The sequence below is a fragment of the Micromonospora sp. ZG13 genome (assembly GCF_059359355.1).
This window is the reverse complement of sequence record NZ_JCADBQ010000008.1, coordinates 261073-276479: the sequence shown is the minus strand read 5'-3', so window position 1 is coordinate 276479 and position 15407 is coordinate 261073. Positions and strand designations below refer to the sequence as shown.

The window sequence follows — 15407 nt, the reverse complement described above, 5'->3', positions numbered from 1 at the left end:
AGTTCGAGACAATCATGACCCCACCGGCCAGTCAGGCCGCGTGACTGGAACTGTCACCTATCGGTGCAGCAGACCCCAGCGCGTTTGAGGACGCCGGCTTCGAAGATGAAGCTATTGCTCCGGTGGCGTCGTGGTCGTCGGTCATCTGCCCGTCCCTGTGCCGGTGAGTCCGTCCGCCCGCAGGGGAGCGGGATACAGCGATCCACAAGTGGATCCCACCCGGCCCCGACTACGACCAGGAGGTCTGGGACGAGCAGGTCCGCCAGCACAAGCAGGGACACCTCAGGAACGAGCAACCCAAGGTCCGCATCCAGCGCCTCGTCTGATGCCAGCACTACAGCAGCGAAGTACAGAGCGGTGCCAGTCGAAACGAGCCGAGACGCGCCTCAGCAGACCGTTTGGCCGCGCACCGAGCCCGACCCGGCCCGCTCGCCGAGAGTACGCACCGACGAGGTCACTGGTTCGACCTGAGTATCGCCCGTCGTTAATAGTTGCAGGTAGCGAGCCCGTCGCCGGAACCACCGGTAACGGGCTTTCGCATTGTTGCCCCCACTGACACACGCCGAGGTGTCCGGCCGATTGGCGTCACTGCACCCGTCGGTTCCGCTTCAGGCGCAGCCGCGGTACTGCAAGGCGGCGTCCTTCATGTAGGCCCAGAGTGCCATGCCGTTCCAGTAGTCGTAGGTGATTGTCCACCCGTTGGCGGTGTTCCCGGTGGGGCCGGTAACGACCTGTCCGTAGCGGCGGGTGCCGTACAGGGTCGACTCGTTGGGGGCGGTGTACATGCCCGCGTAGTCCCAGACGACGGTGAAGCTGCTCGTCGTGCAGGCCGCCTGCGCCGTCCCGGCCGGTACGAGAGCCGTCAGCGTGGTCGCCGCGAGGCAGGCCGCCATCGTGTGTAGTAGCAGTCGTCGAACGGTCATTGCGCCATTCTATCGATGGTCTTGAACGAATGCAGCTGGCATCATCGCCCAACGCCGCTCCGTAGGCCGGCCACCGCGCGGTCTGGGCCGGCACTACCCGTGGCACGGTTCTGTCCCCGCCGTGCCAGGACCAACAACGGCCCGCCCGTACCGGTCGAATCATGAGACGCGGCCTAACCTCTGGCGATGCGACACGACACCGCCGCAACGGCCACGCTCACCACGGCCGAACGGGCGATCGATGCCCACCTCCGTGCCGCGCTGGCCCGGCTGCCACGTCACGGGCTGGCTGGGTGGCTGACCGAGTTCGTGGCCTTCGGACTCAAACAGGCATGGGCATGCGTCTTCGGTGCCGCCATGCTCGCGGTCATCTGCGCGGCGCACCTGTGGTATCCGGACGACGCCGTGCTCGCCCGCAACGATGCCCTCACCGTCGCCGCCGTCGTCATCCAGGTCGCGATGCTCGCCGGACGCCTGGAGACGCTGCGCGAGCTACGAGTAATCGTCCTGTTCCACCTCGTCGGCACCCTCATGGAACTGTTCAAGACCCACATCGGCTCATGGGCCTACGAGCCCGACGGCGTGCTGAGGCTCGGAGGAGTGCCCCTGTTCAGCGGCTTCATGTACGCCGCGGTCGGCTCCTACATGGTGCGAGTGAATCGGCTTTTCAACCTGCGCTTCACGCGCTACCCGAGACGCTGGTGGACGGCCGCGGTGGCTGCCGCGATCTATCTCAACTTCTTCGCCAACCACTACCTACACGACCTGCGGTGGCTGCTCATCGCGGCCGTCGCACTCGTGTTCGGACGCTGTGTCATGCATTTCCGCATCTTCCGGGCACGGTGGCGCATGCCTCTGCTGCTGGCCTTCGTCCTCGTCGCCTTCTTCATCTGGCTCGCGGAGAACATCGCCACCTGGTCCAACGCCTGGCTCTACCCGAGCCAGACGGACGGCTGGCATCCGGTCTCGCTGACAAAGCTGGCCTCCTGGTTCCTCTTGATGATCATCTCTGTCGTGCTGGTCACCTGGATCTCACCGCCGCAACCACCCGACGACAAGCAGCCACCCCAACCGGCGGAGAGTCAGACCTCAACGACGCCGGGTGCCGCCTCGGTCAGAGGCGCGGAGAGCTCTCCTACCGCCAGTTGATGTGCACGGATCTGTAGCCGATGAGCGGGCACGTCGTTCCTCCTGCCCTGCCGAGAAAATCCATTGCGAGTGGCCGGCACCGGATGTCGGATTGATCGGCCATCGCTCACAGGAGGGAACATGACACCCGTGTCGCTGCCCACCCCCACGCTGCACACCCCTCGCCTTCGACTGCGTCCCTTCGACGACGCGGATGCGAACGACCTCTTCGCGCTGCACAGCAACGCCTACGTGCTGCGCTACTGGGACGCGCCGCCGTGGAGCGACCGCGTGCGCGCCGAGCGGTTCATCACAGCTTGCCGGCAGATGGCAGAGGGAGGCACCGGGGCGGGGCTGGCCGTGGATCGCGTCTCCGACGGGGCGTTCATCGGCTGGTGCAGCCTGAACCCGTGGAACCCGGACTACCGCAGCGCATCGCTGGGCTACTGCTTCGACGATGCAGCGTGGGGCCAGGGCTACGCGACGGAGGCCGCACGCGCTCTGCTGCGGTGGGCATTCGACACGCTGAACCTGAATCGCGTCCAGGCTGAGACCGATACCCGCAACGTGGCATCTGCCCGCGTGCTGGAGAAGCTCGGGTTCGTGCATGAGGGGACGTTGCGGGAAGACTGCGTCGTGAACGGCGAGGTCTCTGACTCGTGGGTCTACGGGCTGATCAGGCGGGAGTGGCGGCCGTCGTCCGAGCCGACCCCCGCCCGCTGAGCCCTCGCTTCCTCTCGCGACGTCGCCCGGCATCCGGGTGCTTCGCTTCGCCGCGTCGAGGGCCGGCACCGGGCACTCCCATGCAGCGATCCGCGCGCTTGCAGCCGAACTGGCTCGTCCCCCGGTTGAGCCGTTTCGGGAACTCGCTCACGATGAGTGCAGCGTCCTGCTTCAAACGGAGTGCTCAGCGGATGGTTGATCCCGCTCGATCGAGCGATAACCTATCGATGTGTTTGCGACTGTTCCCCGGTTCGTGACTGGCTCGCTGGCCTGGGCGCTGTTGGCGATGTCGGGTTGCTCCTCCCCGGACGGGTCACCCACACCGTCACCATCCCGCGAGATCCGGGATTTCGACTTCGCCAACGCCGAGTGGTTCGACACGTCGGTGGCGGAGACCATCAAACTCGAACAAGGTTCCGCCAAGCGGAGCGACGACGCCTCCATCAGTCCAATGGACGGTGGCGGCTCATGGAAACTTCTCGACGCGCCGCGCTTCGCGGACGCGGATGGAGACGGCGACGAAGATGCTGCGGTGGGTTTGAGCACATCGGGCGGGCAATCCGTGAATGTTGCCTGGTACATCTGGCTGTGGCGCGACGGCTCCGCCCTCCAACTGCAGAAACCGATTGTGTCGACGACCAGGTGTGATCGCCCAATCGAGGCGGTAACCGCGGTGACGGGCGGGTTCGAGGTACGAGCGTTCCTCTTCCAATCCGACCAGGACAACTGCGGTGGTGGTGGCGTCGTGCCGATCTCGTACGTGGCAGGTGTGCGTGATGGATGGCCGGTTCGGGTCAGGCCGACGTATGGGCCGCTTGCGACGTGTGACCCGAAGAGATTGATCGTGCCGCTGCGCCCAGGCGGAGTGGTCCAGTTGCGCGTCGATACCGACGACCGCGCGCCGATCGTCGAGCCCGCGCAGAAGTACGACAGCCTGTTGGTGAGTGAGCTCGCGGTGTCGCCCTACATACCCGAGGAGCAGAAAGGGGACTGGGTGCTGGCGAGGGCGGCCCGTGGCAACGAGCTGATCTGCGGCTACGTACGCATGGATCAGATTCTCTAGGAGCGGCGGATCAGGTCTGGTACCTGGTCCAGAGCTCGACGAGGTCCGTACCGCTGCTACCCGTGACCAGGAGTCCGATGAGCTGATTCTTCGGATCCGTCCAGACGACCGCCCGTTCTGTCTGGCTCCATTCGAAGACGTGCAAGCCTGGGGGAGCAGCGGCCTCACCCGGCCTCAGGTTGGCCGGAGGCTTGGCAGCGAGGTAGCGGTTACGGACAGCGGTGAAGTCTCTGCTGTCCCTGAACTCGGCGAACATCACCGCCAAGTTTCCGCCGTTGTCGCAGTAGATGCTCTTGGACGGGGCAATCTTCGGACCCGGTTGCGAGGGGAAGCTCCCGTTGATGACCGTGTCGCCTGAACCACTACGGCAACCCGCCCAGCTCGGATAGCTGTCCCAGGGCGCCACGAAATCGTCCATCACGAACAACGCCAGCTCTCCCGGCGTCTTCGGCAGGCCAGCGAAGGGATTCTTCGGCTCCCCGGACTCGGGCGCGGACCCGTTTTCACCGGGCGATCCGTTACCGTTCAGCTGGTCCACCAGGACCGGAGCGGTGATCCCCAGTGCGGCAGCCACCGCACCGACCAGGAGCCAGGCTCGCGGTCGCCGAAGAACGCCGCGCTGCCGGGTGGGTCGGGGACCCTTGCTCGGCTGGATCCGGAGGTTCTGTCTGATCCTGTAGTCCACGTCGCTGCGTCCGGACAGCTCCTCGCGGATCCGCGAATGCGCGGGCCAACGGCGCAGAGCGACGGCGAGGCTGGAGGCCGCTTGTCCGGTGCGGCTGCCCATCCACTCTGAGACCTCCGCGAGGCTTCTGCGGTCACCGACTCGCGCGCTCAGCAGCAGGAGACTCTCGATCGTCTCGTCCAGCAGATCCCAGTGCTCACCCTCCTCGGCCTGGTGAGCCACGACCAGCAACCACCGGATCACGTCAGGCGGGTTGGTCGCAGCCTCGGGATCTCGGCTGACCGGCACGCGCAGCAGGCGTACGACCTCGGCCGCAGCCCCCGGATCGGCGGTGATCGCCCCGTGCGTCTGCTCGTCGGGAAGACCGAGCACGCCATCCCGTAGGATTCGGCAGTTCTCGTCCGACTGGGCTGCCAGTCTCAACAGTTCCAGCGGCGCTGCGGAATCCCCGGTCCGCGCCCTGGCAAGTAGCTGGCCGCCACGGTGGACCACGACTTCCGGATTGTCCAACTCGTCGGCGATCATCGCGAGCAGATCGTCAACGCTGCCGATGCGACGATCGACGTCATGCAGGGTCGCCGCCTTGACGATGGCCCGCCAAGGACCGCCATCAGGCAACAGGGGGATGTTGGCATGCGGCGGAACACCGGTCAGCGCCCAACCGATGATCTGCCCGATGCTGTAGATGTCGGCCGGCGGACCGGCGGCGTGGGCGTCTACGGCGAGCTCGGGTGCGGCGAAACCCTCGGTGCCGAACGCGGTGCCCATCCGCGTGCGGCGCGCGTCGGTCGTCTGCCCCCGCGGACGCCGCCCCAGACCCCAGTCGGCAACGACCCAGCGCCCGTCGAGCCGCAGCAGATTGTCCGGCTTGAGGTCCCGATGTATCCAGCCCTGTTCGTGCGGCAGGCGCAGCGCCTGGCAGATGGCACTTATCAGGTCACGCAGTGCCCCGGTCTCGGCCAGGTCCTTGGCCAGGGTGAGCGCGGTAGCCTCCGCGAGTGGCATGACGAACCATTCGAAGGCCGAATCGTGGTCGAGCACCGGCATGACATTGGGATGATCGCCGAAAATCGTTGCCGCCTCGATTTCCCGCTTCATGCGCGCGATCATGTCCACGTGCCGAATATTCACCCGCTTGAACGCCACCCGGCGGCCGCTCCGCTTGTGCGTGGCGGCGAAGACCGTGGCCTGCCCGCCACGGGCGATCGGCCGCGGATCGAGCGCGTAGTCCCTGCGATTGCCGGACGCCGCTGTCGGGACCGTAGCATCGTCGGAACTCAAAGCCTCGCTCCTGCGAAAAGGGGCACCGGGCGATGCGCGGCACCAATCATCGCAGATCGCGGGGCCTGAGACGATGCCCCATCGGTGGGTCCTCGCGGGCCAGGCACACGGTGGTGCTCCTTCGTCGTCGGGCCGGATAGACCTAGGGCCTGTGTCGAAGTCGGTCACAGCCACTCGTTGATGGCCGCGAGGTGGATGATGGCTTCGTAGCGCACAGCGAGTTTGTCGAACCGGGTGGCCACGGCCCGATTGCGCTTGAGGCGGTTGATCCCGCACTCCACGGCGTGACGTTGCTGGTAGATGTGCGGGTCGAAGGCCGGTGGCCGGCCGCCCTTGGACCCCTTGGCCCGCCGGTGGGCGTCCTGGTCGGCCTTGCTCGGGATGGTCGCGGCGATGCCCCGCCGGCGCAGGTAGGCCCGGTTCGCCTTCGACGTGTACGCCTTGTCGGCCAGGACTCGGTCCGGGCGGGTCCTCGGGCGGCCGGTGCTCACGCGGGGAACACGGATGGAGGCGAGGACCGGGACGAACTGCGGACTGTCGCCTCGCTGCCCGGCGGTCAGCACGATGGCCAGGGGTTTCTGTCCCTGCTCGCAGCCCAGGTGCAGCTTGGTGGTCAACCCGCCGCGGGACCGGCCGAGCGCGTGGTCTGCCGGCTCGACGCTGACCCCGCCAGGCGGTTCGACCTGCAGATCCCCCTTTTCCGCGCTCCGGCCGCATGCTGATGGGCCCGAGCGCTCGTGGAGTCCACACTGACGTCCCAGGTGATCCGCCCGGCCGCATCGGCGAGGGCCTGCAGTGCGGTGAGCACCTGCTGCCAGGTCCCGTTGCGTTGCCACCTGCGGAACAGGGCGTACACCGCCGACCAGGACCCGTACTGCGGTGGCACGTCCCGCCACGGGGCGCCCACCCGGATCCGCCACCGGATCCCGTCGATCAACTGCCGCCTGGTCCATGACGACGGTCGACCCGGCCGCTTCGGCGTCGGCAGCAACGGCTCCAGCACCGCCCACTGCACGTCGGTCAGGTCGAACCGCCTCGTCACCGCTAGGGTGTCCACGAGGTCTCCGGTTTTCAGGTTCTGCTTGGTCGCTGAACCATCTACCGGAGACCTCACCCATTTTCGATCTTCGACACGCCGAGCGGTCACGCCAGCTCAGGCACCACCGCCGACTTCGACACAGGCCCTAGGGCTGCTCGATCGCAGGCGTCGTCGGGGTGTGCGCGAGCGATGAAGTCCCGCAACGGTTCCGGGTCGCCCTGGTTGGTGAGGGACGCGACGGTCGAGCGGGCGTCGGGCCACAGCGGTGGCCAGGAGGGAAAGGTGGTTCGGCGGGCTCGGGCGGTGGTCCGGGTGAGCCATCCTGCCGCTGCCCTGGTGGGGTCCATGCCGGCAAGGAAACAGGCTTGGCGGTGTAGCAGCACGTTCGGATCCCGTCCGGCTGTGGCACGGTCGGCGAGCACATCGAAGCAGGGCAACCGTGCCAGCAGAACCGGGATGAACAGTGCGGCGCGTCAGTGGATGAGCCGGTCGAGCAGATCGAACCGTTCGTACGGCTGGTTGTAGTCGCCGAAGTGCCCGTCGTCGCGCACGATCTGGGTGCCGCCGAGCCGCTCGAACATGGCTCGCCCCTGTCGGTCGTCGCAGCCGTACGGATCCTCGCGGGAGTTGATGAAGTAGATGTCCCGCACGTGCGACCGGATCGCGGCCCAGTCGTAGCCCTGCTGGAGGACCGGCTCCTTCTCGGTGTTGGGCGGGGTGCAGTAGCCGGCGACCAGGATCGCCTGGGCGACGGTCACGTCCAGGTGTTCCAGGAGCGCGAGCAGGAGGGCCGCGCCGCCGGAATGGCCCACGAGGACCGTGTCCTCGGTGAAGCGGTGCGCGTCCAGCACCTTCGGCAGGAACGTGGCTATCGGCTCGACGTTGATGCCCGGGTGGTGCGGCACCTCGACGGCGTACCCCCGGGCCGCGAGCCGCCCTGCCAGCCAGGGATACCAGCACATGTCCGGGTTGCCGCCGGTCCCGTGGAAGATGATCGCTCTGCGCCCCACCGTGCTCCCTTCACACCGACGTCCTGGTCACACCGCTTGATCCCGCTACCGCTGCGCTTCGAAGTGCTCCTTCATGGCGGGGTAGTAGTCGTCGAAGTCCGGTGCCGGCTGGCCGTCGCGCGAGGCTGCCAAGGCGTCCAGGTAGTACTCCCAGCCCGGTCCGACCTCGCCGACGCCCTCCGTGCCGGTCAGGTGCTGTGTGAACCGAAGCTCGGTCACGCCCGCGCTCTCGACCAGCGTCATGTCCAGGTGCCAGCTGCCGTGCTCGTCCACTGCGGAGACCGCCAGCCGGCGCGGCGGTTCGCACGCGTCGATGGTCATGTCCATCCAGGGCGTGCCCTCCTCGTACGCCATCTGGACCTTGATCGTGCGTCCCGGCGCGGCGTCGCCCTGCCACGGGCCGAACCAGCGTGCCGTGCGTGCCGGATCGGTGAGGCTGGCCCAGACGTCAGCCACGGGAGCGCGGAACGTGCGGGTCAGCACGAGGTCGTCGCCGATCAGTCGGCCGGTGGGTGTCGGGCTCATGCGGTCTCCTTCTGGGATGGGTGCCGCCCGGCGGCCGTCTGCCGCTCGCGGCGGGTGCGGTAGACCTCGGTCTCCAGCGCGTCGAGGCGGTGCTGCCAGCCGGACGGGCGCATCAGCCGTCCCAGCCACCCGGCCAGCTCGTCGAGCGGCGCGGTGACCAGTGTGTAGACCCGCCTGCGTCCGTCGGCCGTGTCGCGGACCAGGCCGGCCTCGCGTAACACGCGCAGGTGACGGCTGACGGCCGGCCGGCTGATCACGAACCGGTCGGCGATCTGGCCGGCCGAGAGCGGCCCGTCGCGCAGCATCAGCAGGATCTCCCGCCGCACCGGATCGGCGATCGCGGCCGCCACCTCGTCCACGCCGGAAGGGTAACCAGGTTGTTACACGTTCCGCAACGCTGATCCGCCGGCCTGGCCCCAGCTCCCGACGGCAGCCCGTGAACCGGTGCGCCAACGGCTCACGTGTTGTCGAGCACGAACGCTCTCATGAGCTGCGCGCACTCCGCCGCGTGCGTCTCCAACAGCAGGTGGCCGCCGTCGTAGATGTGCGCGTCCATGCGTTCGAGGACGCGGTGGTAGGCGAGGACCTCGTCGACGTCGAAGTAGGCGTCGTGTCGTCCCCAGAGCACGAGCGCTGGCGGCTGGTGGGCGCGGTGGTATGCGGCGAGTTCGTCGAAGCGGGCGACGTGGTTGGCGTAGTCGGTGAACAGCGCGAACTGCGCGTCGACGTTGCCGGGTCGGCTCATGCGCTCCCAGTCGAGGTGCCACGACTCGGGAGCGTGCAGGGTGCGCAGGCGCTCGGGCAGCCCGGCCAGGTACTGCTCGCGGGTGCCTTCGAAGGTCAACCAGTCCGGCAGCTCGGCGCGCGTGGCGTCGGTCGGGTCGGCCCAGTAGGCCCTGGCGCTGTCCCACTGCCCGCCGAGGCCGTCGTCGTGCGCGTTGCCACTCTGGACGATGAGGCCGCGGATGCGGGTCGGGGCGCGGGTGGCCAGGTGGTATCCCACCGGCGCGCCGAAGTCGTGCAGGTAGACGAAGAACCGCTCGATCCCGAGCTGGTCGAGAAGGTTCCCGATCGTCCGGGAGAGGTTCTCGAACGTGTAGTCGTAGGTGTCGACGGTCGGCGACGAGGACATCCCGAAGCCGGGCAGGTCCGGCGCGATAACGTGCGCGACGTCGGCGAGTGTGGGCATGACCTCGCGGAACGTGTGCGACGAGCTGGGGAAGCCGTGCAGCAGCAGTACCGCCGGCTGGTCGGGGCGCCCGGCCTCGCGGAAGAACACCTCCAGCCTGTCGACGTCGGCCCGTCGATGGCGGACCTTCCGGATGGCCTGCATCGCGTCCTCCTCCTGGCCTGCCTGGCGAGGTCGGCCGTCGGTACCGGCGGCGGGATCGGTGGGCGGTGCCGGTGGTCACCGCCGCGATCCGACGACGGTGAGGATCAGACGTACGCGGGCCGCCCGGCGCGTACCGCTGTCACCAGCCCATCGTGCCGGAGCCGGAGCGACGTCGTCCGGTGACCTCGACATTCCTGTCCGGATCTGCCGGACGGTGTCAGGGGCCGTGCGGTCGCCGCGCAGCAGGTAACGTGCGGATCGCCGGGGTGAGGGGGCAACAGGTGACGACTGGTGGTTTCTCGCCGAAACGGCTGGTTCGGGTCCGAGAGTTGATCGAGCGTCTCGTCGCCTCCGGCTTCGTCCCGGGTGTGGTGGCTGTCCTCGCCCGCCACGGCGAGGTGCACATCGAGACGACGGGCGATCTCGCGTTCGAGGGCGCGGGGTCGACAACGCCGATGGCGGGCGACACGATCTGTCGCCTGGGCTCGATGACGAAGCCGATCGTCGCCGCGTGTGCGATGACGCTCGTCGAGGACTGCACCCTCCGCCTCGACGACCCGGTCGACGACCTCCTCCCGGAACTGGCGGACATGACCGTGCTCACCGACCCGCACGGGCCGCTGGAGGACACCGTCGCGGCGAAGCGCGCGATGACGCTGCGGGACCTGCTGGCCGGCACCCTCGGCACCGGCATGGTCCCTGCCGAGCCGGGAACGGTTCCGATCGCCGACGCACTGGACACCCTCGGCGAGCCGCCGCCGGACGAGTGGATCCGCCGGCTCGGCGCGCTTCCACTCATCCACCAGCCGGGTGAGCGCTGGATGTACGACACCGCCGCCAAGGTGACGGGCGTGCTCATCGCCCGGGCCACCGGCATGTCCTTCGGGGACGCCCTGCGCGAGCGGATCTGCGGTCCGCTCGGAATGAAGGACACCGCCTTCAGCGTGCGCGCCGAGGACATCGGCCGGCTGGCGACGGCGTACGAACGCGACAACGCCGACACGGGCGAGCCGGTCGTCGAAGACACCCCCGACGGGCGGTGGAGTCGGCCGCCGGCGTTCGAGTCGGGCGGCGGCGGGCTCGTCTCGACCGCAGACGACTTTCTCGCGTTCGCCTCGGCCCTGCTCGCGGGCGGCACCCGTCGCGGCGAACGGGTGCTCTCGCGGCCGTCGGTGACCCTGATGACCACCGACCACCTGACGCCGGCGCAGAAGGCGGTCTCCGGTTTCTGGCCCGGATACTTCGACAGCATCGGCTGGGGTCTCGGGATGTCGGTGCGCACCCGCCGCACGCACCTCGGCCCATCGGTCGGCGCCTACGGGTGGCCCGGCTTCTACGGCACCGCCTGGTACAACGATCCCGCCGAGGATCTGTCGGCGATCTTCATGATGCAGCGGGCGCACGCCGGCGACCAGCGGTTGCCGATGTGGCTCGACCTCTGGACCGCCGTCTACCAGGCGATCGACGACTGACCGCAGGGGCGGAGACCGGGTCACGGTCTGGGATGCTCTGCCCATGCCTTCCTACCCGCCCACCTTCGACGACCGGGTCGTCGCGCAACCGGCCCGCGCCCAGTTCGAGGCGTTCCTCGACGAGCACCGTGGCGCGCTCAACGGCTGCCTGGACGGGCTGACCGAGGAACAGGCGCGTCGCTCGTTGGTGGCCTCCCGGACCACACTGCTCGGTCTCGTGAAGCACGCGACCTTCGTGGAGAAGGTCTGGTTCGACGAAGCCGTCACGGGCCGCTCGCGCGCGGAGATCGGTATCCCGGCGAGGTCGGAGGATTCGTTCATCCTCGATGACGACGACACGATCGCCAGCGTCCGGCACGCGCACCGCGAAGCCTGCGCGGCATCACGCCGTGCGACGTCGTCCCTGGGCCTGGACGACATCCTCCACGGGCACCGGCGGGGCCCGCTTCCGCTGCGCTGGGTGTATCTCCACGTGCTGCGCGAGCTCGCCCAGCACTGCGGGCACGCCGACATCCTTCGCGAGCAGCTCAGCAACGAGTAGCGCGCCGACGTCCGCTGACGACGCTCCCGCATGGCGGGCGTCCGGCCGGGTAACTGCCGATCATGACCTTTTCGATCGCGGCGCGGTGTCCGCGTACCGGCCAGCTCGGGGTGGGCGCCCTGACCGCCGGCCCCGCGGTCGGCAAGCTCGTCGCACACGTCAACTGCTCCGGTGGCGCGGTGGCGACCCAGGCCACCCACAACCCCTTCCTGGCGTACGACGGCCTGCCGCTGCTCGCCGAGGGCCGCTCGCCGCAGGACGTCCTGACCGAACTGCTGGCCCGCGACCCGGGTCGGGAGGTGCGGCAGGTCGGCATGGTCGACCGTCAGGGGCGCTCGTACGCCTTCACCGGCTCCCGTGCGCGGGAGTGGGCGGGGCACCACACCGGGCCGGGTTACGCGGCGCAGGGCAACCGCCTGGTGGGCCCGGCGACCCTTGCGGAGATCGTCCGGGTGTTCGAGGACAGCCGGGAACTGGACCTGGCGGAGCGGCTCGTGCTGGCCATCGAGGCGGGCGAGGAGGCCGGCGGCGACCGGCACGGCGCACGATCCGCGACCGTGACGGTGATCAGCGACCAGCCGTACCCACTGTGGGACGTGCGGGTCGACGACGCCGACCATCCGGCGCGGGAACTGCGGCGGCTGCACTGCCTCTTCCAGGATCAGGTGCTGCCGATGATCCAGCAGTTGCCCACCCGCGACGACCCCATGGGCGAGGCCGCGCGGCAGGAACTCGGGTAGCGACAACGTGCGCGGGCGCCGACTCGGGACGACGCAGGGGCAGGCTCGGTCGGGGCACATGATCGCGCGCCACGCGGTCACCGGCCGGGGAACGCGAGCCGGTGACCGCGCAGCCGACCTGATGGCCGGGCGGCGGTGTGTCGGCGACGCCTCGGGGTAGCGATGAGGAAGGAAGCCGGATCCCGAGGAGGACGAGATGACCGATCCCAGGTACGTACCGGTCGGGTTGGCGGCCGCCGGCAGGTTGACCGAGGACGACAGCGACGGCGCCACCTCCGGCGGAGAGATCGTCGGCGCGGACGACGTGGCCGCCGACGCCGCCCGCGCCGGGGCCGACGTGGACCTGTCCGGGGCCAGCCGCGACAGCGACGGCGTCCCGACCGGCGCGGCCGACGCCGAGGCCGACCGCGACCGCGCCACCGGCGGAGTCTGACCCGACGAGACATGGCCCCGCCCCGCCGGCCACCGGCGGGGCGGGGCGCTGCCGGGACGGATCAGCCGACGACCGGGCCGCCGGCCTGCGCCGTCGGTATCCGCACGTCGGGCAGGTCGCCCAGGGCCCGCACGGCGGTGACGGCGGCGTAGCCGTCGGCCAGCCAGGCCAGGTCGGTGCCGGGGACGTGGCGGGCGCCGTTCCCCTCGATGGCCGTACGGACGTAGTCGTGGCCGCTCTCGACGATGGCGACCTGCACCTGCCCGAACGGGGCGAGGGTGGCCTGGCGCAGCCCAGCGACCTGCCCGGCCGGCAGGTCGGGCACGTTGAGGTTCAGCACCGTGCCGGGGTCCGCGTCGATCAGCCAGGGCAGCAGGTCCCCGGCCAGCCCGGCGGCGGTGGACCAGTGGCGGGCCTCGTCGTCGACGGTGTCCAGCACGTCGATCGCCGCGCCCGCGCTGCCCGCGCTCGCCGTCGCCGGCGACAGCACGTCCAGCGACACGGCCAACGCCCGGGCGCCGCCGTTGCCGGCGGTCAACGCCGCGCCCACGGTGCCCGAGTGCAGGATCGCGTGTCCCGCGTTCGCGCCCCGGTTGATGCCCGAGAGCACCAGCTGTGGAGGCGGCCCGAACACACCGAGCCCGGCCAGGATGGCGATGTAGCCGGGCGAGGCCGCCACGCCGTACGCCGGCACCTCGGGCAGCCCGGTCAGCTCCGTGCGCGTGAACATCACCCGCCCGTCGTCGGTGACCGCGGACAGGGCCGCGCTCATCCCGCTCGCCTCGGACTGCGGCGCGGCGACCACCACGTCGAGGCCGCGTTGGTACGCGGCGCGGGCGAGCCAGCGGATGCCGGGGGCGAGCACGCCGTCGTCGTTGGTCACCAGGACACGCGCCGGCCGGTCACCCGTCATCGGAGCCCCCCGACGCGTCCTCCAGCGACGTCAGCCGCACCCGCCCGGCGAGTTCCCGTACGGCCTCCGCCCGGCCGGTGCCCAGTCCGTGCCGGGTGACGTTGAGCGCCCCGGCCGCGGCGCCGATGCGGATGGCCTCCCGCAGGTCGCCGCCACGGGCGAGCACCGCGGCGACGCCGGCGGTCATCGAGTCACCGGCGCCCCGGTGGTCGGCCAGCTCCAACGGCGGGGCGTGCACCTGTAGCGCCGTACCGTCGTCGAGCAGGGCCAGAGCCGGCTCCCCGGCCCGGCTGATCAGCACCGATTTCGCGCCCCGCTGTTGCAGGCGCCGGCCGGCGTCGCGCAGGGACTCGACGCTGTCGTCGTCCGCGTAGCCGTCGTCCATCAGCTCCTCGTGGCTGACCTTGAGCACGGCGACCCCGCCCTCCAGCACCGCCGCCAGGTGAGGGCCGGAGAGGTCCGCCACGACGGTGCCGCCGTTGGCGCTCAGGTCGGCGGCCAGGCGCCGGTAGATGTCCGGGTCGACCACGTCCGGGTCGGCCGGGCCGCTGAGGACGCTCACCGGCGCGCGCAGTCCCTCGGTCAGCGTCACCGTGTACAGCTCGTCGATGTCGTGGCGGACCATCGGCGCACCCGGGTCCTCGGCGATCTCCGCCCGCGAGCCGTCGCGCCGGTCGTGCACGTACCAGCCCGTCCCCGACTGCCGGTTCACCACGCGTACCGTCACGTCCTCGTCGACGAGCAGCTTGCGCAGCGCGTCGCCGACCTCGCCGCCGACGGCCACGCACAGCGTGACCGGCGTGCCGAGGGCCGCGATCATGCGGGTCTGCCACACCCCCTGCCCGCCGGGGTGCAGGTGCAGCTCGACGGCGTCGGCCTGCTGCTCGATGGTCACGGTCAAGAGCGGCGCGGGCGCGAACACCATCACCTGTTCATCCATCGCCACCTACTGCCCCTCGGCGGCCCGGCCATGCACGCCTTCTGCGGGTCAGGTGGGTCCCGGGCGCCGCCCGTGTCGGGAACGGGCCCACGACTCCGTCCTGGCGGGTGACGGGGCCGCTCCACGGAGACGAACGGGATGTCGGTGTGCGGTCCTAGGATCGGGTCATGGGAAGGACCGACCGCGCCAGCCGGCTGATCGCGGCGCCACCGGTGACCGTCTACGGCGCCCTGCTCGACCGGGAGGCGCTGGAGGCGTGGCTGCCCCCGGCCGGCATGCGCGGGCGCATCGAGCGGTGGGACCCCCGGCCAGGCGGCGGCTTCCGGATGGTCCTCACCTACCTCGACGCCGCCGACAGTCCCGGCAAGACGTCAGCCGGAACGGATGTCGTCGAGGTCGGGTTCGCCGCCCTGGTGCCGCCGGAGCGCGTGGTGCAGCGGGCCGTCTTCGAGGCAGACGACCCCTCGTACGCCGGCACCATGACGATGACGTGGCACCTCGCCGCCGCCGGTGCGGGGACGGGGGTGACCGTCACCGCCACGGACGTGCCGCCCGGCATCGACCAGGCGGACCACGAAACCGGGATCGCCTCCTCGCTGGCCAACCTGGCGGCGTACGTCGAGGCGGCCGACTGAGCCGGGCGGCCGTGCCGCCACCG

The 15407-nt window shown here is 69.9% G+C and carries 17 protein-coding genes and 1 pseudogene; 8 read left to right on the top strand and 10 right to left on the bottom strand.

Features of this window, described 5'->3' with window-relative positions; genetic code table 11:
* Positions 1-608: 608 nt before the first annotated feature.
* Positions 609-923, bottom strand: coding sequence for a hypothetical protein (locus AC5L34_RS19110; RefSeq protein WP_441178090.1), 315 nt, complete (start codon positions 921-923; stop codon positions 609-611).
* 186 nt (positions 924-1109) lie between these two features.
* Between AC5L34_RS19110 and AC5L34_RS19105 the strand changes: the two genes are divergently transcribed.
* The 3 genes from AC5L34_RS19105 to AC5L34_RS19095 all read left to right on the top strand — a co-directional run bounded on the left by AC5L34_RS19105 (position 1110) and on the right by AC5L34_RS19095 (position 3837).
* Entirely contained in the window at positions 1110-2072 is a 963-nt protein-coding gene (locus tag AC5L34_RS19105) for a DUF817 domain-containing protein (protein ID WP_494826204.1), read from the top strand.
* A gap of 129 nt (positions 2073-2201) precedes the next feature.
* Positions 2202-2774 carry a GNAT family N-acetyltransferase gene (locus tag AC5L34_RS19100; protein ID WP_441178092.1) on the top strand — a complete coding sequence of 191 codons (573 nt, stop codon included), beginning with the start codon at positions 2202-2204 and terminating at the stop codon, positions 2772-2774.
* A gap of 253 nt (positions 2775-3027) precedes the next feature.
* Positions 3028-3837, top strand: a complete 810-nt coding sequence (locus AC5L34_RS19095; protein ID WP_441178093.1) for a hypothetical protein — start codon at positions 3028-3030, stop codon at positions 3835-3837.
* A gap of 10 nt (positions 3838-3847) precedes the next feature.
* On the opposite strand, the gene AC5L34_RS19090 is transcribed toward AC5L34_RS19095, so the two are convergent.
* The 7 genes and pseudogenes from AC5L34_RS19090 to AC5L34_RS19060 all read right to left on the bottom strand — a co-directional run bounded on the left by AC5L34_RS19090 (position 3848) and on the right by AC5L34_RS19060 (position 9710).
* Positions 3848-5803: a serine/threonine protein kinase gene (locus AC5L34_RS19090; protein ID WP_441178094.1), complete on the bottom strand. Its 1956-nt coding sequence runs from the start codon at positions 5801-5803 to the stop codon at positions 3848-3850.
* Positions 5804-5967: 164 nt separating this feature from the next.
* Positions 5968-6845, bottom strand: a protein-coding gene (locus AC5L34_RS19085; protein WP_441178266.1) for an IS5 family transposase whose coding sequence is annotated in 2 segments (ribosomal slippage) — positions 5968-6452 and positions 6452-6845 — 879 coding nt in all. Because the reading frame shifts where the segments join, the coding sequence is not laid out codon by codon here.
* 143 nt (positions 6846-6988) lie between these two features.
* Positions 6989-7264, bottom strand: a pseudogene (locus AC5L34_RS19080) (transcriptional regulator); the annotation flags it as partial.
* A gap of 51 nt (positions 7265-7315) precedes the next feature.
* On the bottom strand, positions 7316-7852 hold the full coding sequence (locus AC5L34_RS19075) for an RBBP9/YdeN family alpha/beta hydrolase (protein ID WP_441176269.1): 537 nt from the start codon (positions 7850-7852) through the stop codon (positions 7316-7318).
* A 45-nt stretch (positions 7853-7897) separates the two neighbouring features.
* Positions 7898-8377: an SRPBCC family protein gene (locus AC5L34_RS19070; RefSeq protein WP_441176270.1), complete on the bottom strand. Its 480-nt coding sequence runs from the start codon at positions 8375-8377 to the stop codon at positions 7898-7900.
* Positions 8374-8736: a metalloregulator ArsR/SmtB family transcription factor gene (locus AC5L34_RS19065; RefSeq protein WP_441176271.1), complete on the bottom strand. Its 363-nt coding sequence runs from the start codon at positions 8734-8736 to the stop codon at positions 8374-8376. The genes AC5L34_RS19070 and AC5L34_RS19065 overlap by 4 nt, the downstream gene beginning before the upstream one ends.
* A 98-nt stretch (positions 8737-8834) precedes the next feature.
* On the bottom strand, positions 8835-9710 hold the full coding sequence (locus AC5L34_RS19060; protein WP_441176272.1) for an alpha/beta fold hydrolase: 876 nt from the start codon (positions 9708-9710) through the stop codon (positions 8835-8837).
* 329 nt (positions 9711-10039) lie between these two features.
* On the opposite strand from AC5L34_RS19060, the gene AC5L34_RS19055 reads away from it, so the two are divergent.
* The 4 genes from AC5L34_RS19055 (at position 10040) to AC5L34_RS19040 (ending at position 12896) form a co-directional block, all read left to right on the top strand.
* Entirely contained in the window at positions 10040-11182 is a 1143-nt protein-coding gene (locus tag AC5L34_RS19055; RefSeq protein ID WP_441176273.1) for a serine hydrolase domain-containing protein, read from the top strand.
* 43 nt (positions 11183-11225) lie between these two features.
* Complete coding sequence (locus AC5L34_RS19050; protein WP_441176274.1) at positions 11226-11723, top strand: DinB family protein; 498 nt, start codon at positions 11226-11228, stop codon at positions 11721-11723.
* Positions 11724-11785: 62 nt separating this feature from the next.
* A complete protein-coding gene (locus AC5L34_RS19045) occupies positions 11786-12463 on the top strand; it encodes a DUF1028 domain-containing protein (protein WP_441176275.1) in 678 nt (225 codons plus the stop codon).
* Between the two features lie 196 nt (positions 12464-12659).
* Entirely contained in the window at positions 12660-12896 is a 237-nt protein-coding gene (locus AC5L34_RS19040; protein ID WP_441176276.1) for a hypothetical protein, read from the top strand.
* A 61-nt stretch (positions 12897-12957) separates the two neighbouring features.
* On the opposite strand, the gene surE is transcribed toward AC5L34_RS19040, so the two are convergent.
* Both surE and AC5L34_RS19030 read right to left on the bottom strand, forming a co-directional pair.
* On the bottom strand, positions 12958-13809 hold the full coding sequence (surE, locus tag AC5L34_RS19035; RefSeq protein ID WP_494826198.1) for a 5'/3'-nucleotidase SurE: 852 nt from the start codon (positions 13807-13809) through the stop codon (positions 12958-12960).
* Positions 13799-14749 carry a PfkB family carbohydrate kinase gene (locus tag AC5L34_RS19030; RefSeq protein WP_441176278.1) on the bottom strand — a complete coding sequence of 317 codons (951 nt, stop codon included), beginning with the start codon at positions 14747-14749 and terminating at the stop codon, positions 13799-13801. Before AC5L34_RS19030 ends, surE begins: the two co-directional genes overlap by 11 nt.
* A gap of 167 nt (positions 14750-14916) precedes the next feature.
* Here AC5L34_RS19030 and AC5L34_RS19025 point away from each other — a divergent pair, with 167 nt between their 5' ends.
* Positions 14917-15384, top strand: a complete 468-nt coding sequence (locus AC5L34_RS19025; RefSeq protein WP_441176279.1) for an SRPBCC family protein — start codon at positions 14917-14919, stop codon at positions 15382-15384.
* Positions 15385-15407 lie beyond the last annotated feature (23 nt).